The following is a 5,868-nucleotide window of genomic DNA, read 5'->3' on the forward strand; positions in this document are numbered from 1 at the left end:
CGCATGTTGACCAAACAGCCCATTTCGCACAGTTCGCCGTCGTGGCGGATAAACGCCCAGATCGCTGCTGCCGCTTGCGGCATACCGTTGCACCGGAAAGCAAAGTTGGCACCGGTGCCTGCGATTAACGCCAGGATCTTTTCGCGCAGCGTGTCCACGCTGGGAGACTCGCTCACGTTCAGGGTTTGATGGGCGCCCATATCTGCGGCAAATATCAGTCGCCCTGGGATTGGCGTCAAGCGCAGTGATATTCTCGATGTCCATGGCGCGCAGCACGACATACTCGGCGCACCTGCCGTTGGACCGATAACGCGGCGTCGGGTAACAACCTACAGAGACCCACTTTTTCGCACAGGTTGATTTTACCCGGCCGCTGGCGGGCAAGCCGGACATTTGCCGCAGGTCAATACGCTAGTAACGATACGCTTACCGTACTGAACCGATGCGAATATTTGCGCCAGTCCTGATGATTTTCCCGGTCCTTTCATGGCCCAATACCACTGGCGTCAGCCTGAGCGGGTCGTCTTTATATTCATGAAAATCCGCTCCATAGATGCCGCATCCTTCCACTTTGACGAGGATTTCATCATCGCCGCTTTTCGGTATGCTAAAGCGCTGTAGCGCGTGGTGCTGTCAGCACCGTAGTCCATATGAGGTCATATCTGGCTCTCCTCATGCTGTATAAAGTCATGAAGCTCGCTGAGCGTACGCGCGCCCTCCGTCGCTGAGAGGCTAAATAAATTGAAATGTGCGCAGGCGCATCCCAAACGCAGAGCGTCAGCCAGCGGCCATTCCTCATGGATGCCGTACAGCATGCCGGCGCAAAAAGCGTCACCGGCGCCCAAAGTGCTCACGACCTCATGTGATGGAACATGATAGGCGTCGGCCTTGTAGGTTTTACCCTCGGCATCAATGGCAACCGCACCCTGTGGAAAGTGAATACAGACCAGCTTGCGTACGCCCATCTGTAGCAGGCTGCGCGCCTGCGCGATATAATCGTCATCCCCAGGCCGTTGACACAGGCGACGGGCCTCCTGATCATTGATGATCAAGTAATCAACGTAAGGTAAAACCGGTTTTACCCAGCGTTGATAGCGTTCGGTTTCAGGCGCAGAGACTAGATCAAGCGACACTGCAAATCCTTGACGTTGCAGATCCGCCAATGCCCGCGCGCCGCAGGTTTGCCACTGGCGATCCTCCTGTTCGAGTGCGGGCAACAGCAGTAGATAAGCAACGTGGGCAATCCGTGCCTGGCTGTCCAGATTGCTGAAGTCCGTCGCGCCAAGCCGATGGTTAGCGCCCATGTGATGGAAAAATGTACGGTTACCATTTTGGCTATTCACCATGACATAGGTGAATGAGGTCACATCCTGAGCTGAAACATGCACCCGTGAGGTGCTGACATTATGCCGCGCGGTCTCCTGCAAGATAAAGTCACCGTACGTATCGCGCCCGATCACGCCGCTAAGCGCCAGCGGCAGAGAGGGATCGATACGGGAGAGGCCGAACAAAACGTTGGTACAACCACCGCCGCAGCTTTTGTCGACGTGGGTAATTTGCGTCAGCATCGACTCCTGTGGATATTCCGTGCAACGCAGCGACTGATCGACTATCAAATTGCCGATCGCAATGATCCCCCGACGTTTATGCATAGCCGTCTGCCTTGCCCAGACTGCCGAAGATGGCCATTTGCTCTGCGACGGTGGTGCTAACGCCATGCTCGACCTCTTTCATCAGCAGCAGGTAGTGGTCGTATTTGTTGCTCAATGCGGTGTCATGCAGCCGGGTTTCTAGCGTATGCAGAGCAACCTGCGACATGCCGGTATAGAAGTTAATCTTGGCGATACCGAGTTCGATGACCCGGCGGAAATCTTGCGCGGAAAGCCCGGAGCCACCGTGTAGCACCAGCGGCACATCGACGCAATTTGCCAGTGCGTCCAGGCGGGCAAAATCCAGTTTCGGCACCCCTTTGTAGCGGCCGTGGCTGTTGCCGATGGCGACGGCCAACGCGTTAATACCGGTGCGGGAGACAAAGTCGTGCGCCTGGTCGATATCGGTATACTGTGCGGCATCCGCCGATCCTTCCAGAGCGCCGCCTTCATCGCCGCCGACGGCACCCAGCTCGCCTTCGACGGAGATATTTAGCTCACGACATATGTCGACAACGTCCGCCGTCTGGCGGACGTTGTCTTCGTAATCAAGATGGGAGCCATCAAACATGATGGACGTAAAGCCGCTGTTGATGGCACGAGTTACTGCGTCCAGTGTCAGCCCATGATCCAGGTTTAACGTCACCGGCACATTCGCGCGGCGGGCTTTGAAGCATACGTAATCGGCCATGTCTTCCAGGTTGACCAGACGGCTATGCACTTCAGCAAAATTGAGAATGATAGGGGAATGATTTTGATCGGCAGCGGCAAAAATTGCATCGACGAAGTGATTATCGATGGCATTGAACGCACCAACAGCAAAATGTTCTTTTTTAGCGGTTTTCAGCATCTTGGCCAGATTTATCAAACTCATTACTTATCCCTTAATCAATTGATATTCATTGCAAAGAACCCATTTCACCGGTTCATCTTCTTCAATTTCGGCAAAGCGGGAAAGCGGAACCAGGAAACGGTTGTCGGTGTGATCGTCGTTGACCATAGAGACTTCCCAGCCCAGAACCGACGCTTTTTCCGCCCAAAAGCGGTGATAGGTGTAAGGCGGGATGCAGACGCCCTGGCCCGGCTTCAGGAGCAGTTTTTCTCCCGGCGCTAAGATATGGAGGCAGCCGTCAACGGCAATCTCGACCGGTCGTTGGGTATCGAGTTGTTCATCGTGAGTCGCATGGTAAATCTGCATGCATAAATTTCCGCCGCCGCGGTTGAGGATGTCTTCCCTCTTGGAGAAATGAAAATGGAACGGTGTCTCTTGCTGTACGTCGACGAGCAACATTTTCTCCGCGTAACTTTTAGGGTAGCGCCTGTCGGTCAGTGAACCGTTACGTAAGGTGAACAGGCCCAATCCCATCGCGGCAAAGTTGCCGCCGCCGAAGTCGGTCAGGTCCCAGCCCAGTTGCAGGTCGATAACTTCCTGCCAGTGGGCAAAATCTTTTTGCTTCCAATCATCCAACGTAAAGTGGGCGAATTCCGGCAGGGCGAGGTGAAAGCGTCTGGCGAACGCGTGCGCCTCATCAATTTTCTGGTTAATAAAAGAACGTTTCATGGCAGGTTCCTCAATCAATTGCGGTACAGCGAATTTGGTAACTCAGCGTCAGCGTTTCATGGGCCGAGAGATTCACAGCTGTCGGTGCGTGATGGCGTGAAATGGGGTTATCCACCAGGCTTGCTGGGCCAAGATCCCAGGCGGAGCAAACCGGTTCAACACCGAGGCAGTAATTCCGCCCGCGCCAGGGAGGTAAACGGCGTCCGGCGTTGCTGATCCACAGCAGACAATGGGGTAAATGTTGGCTGTCCCAACTCAGCGTAAGCTGCAAGTGTCGCTGTGGATAATGCAACGTGATGCGCCCCTGCGGTGCCAGAAGCTGGACGATCTCTTCGCTGTCATAGGGCAGGGGAAGATGGCTGATGTCTTGGGTGACACCCTCTGTCACGGGGACCGTCTGCAGGCTGGTGAAGTGAGCGCCGGGCATCAGGCGGCTGACACCAGGTTCTACGGCCTGCGGATAGACTCTTCCACCGCCGCTGGCCACAATGTTGACCTCTCCCGCATCTCCGCCTAGGGGAAAAATAGGGTGAACTCCCATCGGGAAACGGCAATCTCTGCGTGCGGTGACGGTGAGCGTAAAGTCTACGCTGTCGTCTGTAAGTGCGATGCGCCGTTCGAGATGGCTTAGTGGATATGCCGTCGGGTAGTCATAGCGCATCACGGCAGCGTGGGGTGTTGAGGCGGTGAAATGCCATTCTCCGTTAACCGGCAGTCCATGCGGCGCATGGTGGAAAAATAGCGCGTCGTCCTGTGCGACGCAACCGAAGGGAACGCCAGCCCACTCTCCTGCCAGCCGTTGCATTAACCGCGGCATATCAGCATCCTGGTCGGCCTCGTTTAGCCATGGCGCCTGGTACAGCAACGCCATCGTATCGCCAGAGTGTTGTACTTTACACAGCGAAGTGAGTATGCCGCCTGCGGCGGAAACCTCACCCATCAGGCTGCGATCCGGACTGGCCAGGGATAATATTTGCATTATTATTACCCCTGCTGTGTCGTGTTGAACGTGTCACCAGTGTTTTTGGCTCGCTGTGTTATATTCCGGCCAATTTCTTCCAGTGAGCGCCCTTTGGTCTCCGGTAGAAAGTGCAGGCAAACCCACAGGAACACCAGCGTCAGGCTACCGTAGATAAAAAAGGGGAAAGCGCCGTGGAAGGCTTCGATCAGCACAGGGCTGTCGTTAATCATCGGGAAGGTCTGCGCAACCACCACGTTAGTTAACCAGAAAAATACGGTGGCGATGGATACGATGGTGGCTCGATGCGAGTTAGGGGAGATTTCGGAGACAACGATCCAGGTCAATGGTCCGATGGTGCCGCCGAAGGCGAAGATAAAGAAAATGATGATGGCAAGCAGCCAGATGCCGGTCATTTGCAGGTAGACGGCAAACCCGATCACCAGCAGTGAAGCGGCGACGCAGACGCAACCCCATACCATGAGTGGTTTGCGCCCGGCGCGCTCAATATAGTACAGCGCCACGAAGACGGAAAGAGCGACGGCCAGGCCGATCAGCACGTTTTGGAAGAATACGTTACCCCAAATAGACGCGCTGTCGCCGGTGCCGATGCTGCTTAACAGCTTGGTCGCATAGTAGATCACTACGTTGATACCAGTGGACTGGCTCAGTACCTGCAATACAATCGCCAGCAACAGTACGCCGCCCAGCCCTGCGGCGAAGACGCCTTTAGAATGGGCTGGGTGACTCAGGTCACGTTTGATCTCCTGCTGTACATCGAGTGCGCGCGTTTTATCGCCGTTAATTCTTTCCAGCAGGGCCAGGCATGCTTCGTCGCGACCTTTCTGCGCAAGCCAGCGTGGGCTCTCCGGAACAATGTGGCTGACCAGCAGCAAAATTGCCGCCGGTATGGCGCCTAGACCGAACATCCAGCGCCAACCGGACCCAATCAACCAGGTATATTCTCCTGAACTTTGCACTATATAGTTAATCAGGTAGGTTAGCAGAATGCCGAAAGCAATGGCGAATTGATAGAACGTTCCCAGTACGCCGCGTTTGTCGCGCGGCGCGATTTCCGCGAGATAAACAGGGACAACAAAAGAGGCGATTCCCATCCCGGCACCGCCAACAATACGAAAAATAACAAATTGGCTGAATGTCATGGGGAAGGCAGTACCCAGTGCACCGACCAAGAATAAGATGGCGCAAAGGATAAGGCTTTTTTTACGTCCGTATTTGTTGCTGAGTGACCCCGATATCACGGAGCCAATAATGCACCCAACAAGGGCCGATGAGACCCCCCAACCCAGCGCTGCGGGCGTTAACGAAAAAAATTTTTCAAAGTAGTTTACAGCGCCTGAAATGACCGCGGTGTCGTAACCAAACAATAAACCACCTAATGATGCTATGGTGGCAATAAAGTAGACATAAATATTGCTTTTCACAAATACCTCCGGCCCTGTTTTTTTAGAATTGAACGGAGAGTACCCATTTAGTGCCTGTGGCTAATTTGACTGCGATCCCATTGTTACCGCTGCAGAAGAAATAACTGCCCGTTATCAGGGTATTAAAGTAAAACGGGCGTTTGATGGGTAGGATATTGCCCATTTGATTTTGAATTATTTAAATCGGGCAATAATGAGATGGCCTGTTACTCGTTTTACCGCAGCATTTGTTTCGGCTATGAGGGGTAGTGACCG

At 54.1% G+C, this 5,868-nt stretch carries 7 protein-coding genes; all 7 read right to left on the reverse strand.

The genetic code is table 11. The annotated features are described in order from the left end of the window. On the reverse strand, positions 1-200 hold a 200-nt coding region (locus EIEH_RS05045; RefSeq protein WP_035608919.1), incomplete at its 3' end, for a hypothetical protein. A 226-nt stretch (positions 201-426) separates the two neighbouring features. After that, entirely contained in the window at positions 427-606 is a 180-nt protein-coding gene (locus tag EIEH_RS20080; protein ID WP_081490024.1) for an alcohol dehydrogenase catalytic domain-containing protein, read from the reverse strand. A 50-nt stretch (positions 607-656) separates the two neighbouring features. Continuing rightward, on the reverse strand, positions 657-1,652 hold the full coding sequence (locus EIEH_RS05050) for a carbohydrate kinase family protein (RefSeq protein WP_015871088.1): 996 nt from the start codon (positions 1,650-1,652) through the stop codon (positions 657-659). Beyond that, the gene (locus tag EIEH_RS05055) at positions 1,645-2,523 is read right to left on the reverse strand and encodes a ketose 1,6-bisphosphate aldolase (RefSeq protein WP_015871089.1); all 879 of its coding nucleotides are present in this window, start codon (positions 2,521-2,523) and stop codon (positions 1,645-1,647) included. Before EIEH_RS05055 ends, EIEH_RS05050 begins: the two co-directional genes overlap by 8 nt. Positions 2,524-2,526: 3 nt before the next feature. Continuing rightward, on the reverse strand, positions 2,527-3,210 hold the full coding sequence (locus tag EIEH_RS05060) for a D-lyxose/D-mannose family sugar isomerase (RefSeq protein ID WP_015871090.1): 684 nt from the start codon (positions 3,208-3,210) through the stop codon (positions 2,527-2,529). A 10-nt stretch (positions 3,211-3,220) separates the two neighbouring features. Further along, positions 3,221-4,189, reverse strand: coding sequence for an aldose 1-epimerase (locus EIEH_RS18840; protein ID WP_015871091.1), 969 nt, complete (start codon positions 4,187-4,189; stop codon positions 3,221-3,223). Between the two features lie 5 nt (positions 4,190-4,194). Beyond that, entirely contained in the window at positions 4,195-5,613 is a 1,419-nt protein-coding gene (locus EIEH_RS05070) for a sugar porter family MFS transporter (protein ID WP_015871092.1), read from the reverse strand. Between the last annotated feature and the right edge of the window lie 255 nt (positions 5,614-5,868).

This window comes from Edwardsiella ictaluri ATCC 33202, assembly GCF_000264785.1.
GTDB classification, from domain to species: Bacteria; Pseudomonadota; Gammaproteobacteria; order Enterobacterales; family Enterobacteriaceae; genus Edwardsiella; species Edwardsiella ictaluri.

Excerpts from the sequence above, each read along its gene's own strand:
- EIEH_RS18840 (WP_015871091.1), bottom strand. The coding sequence starts at position 4,189 with ATGCAAATATTATCCCTGGCCAGTCCGGATCGCAGCCTGATGGGTGAG.
- EIEH_RS05060 (WP_015871090.1), bottom strand. The coding sequence starts at position 3,210 with ATGAAACGTTCTTTTATTAACCAGAAAATTGATGAGGCGCACGCGTTC.
- EIEH_RS05055 (WP_015871089.1), bottom strand. The coding sequence starts at position 2,523 with ATGAGTTTGATAAATCTGGCCAAGATGCTGAAAACCGCTAAAAAAGAA.
- EIEH_RS05050 (WP_015871088.1), bottom strand. The coding sequence starts at position 1,652 with ATGCATAAACGTCGGGGGATCATTGCGATCGGCAATTTGATAGTCGAT.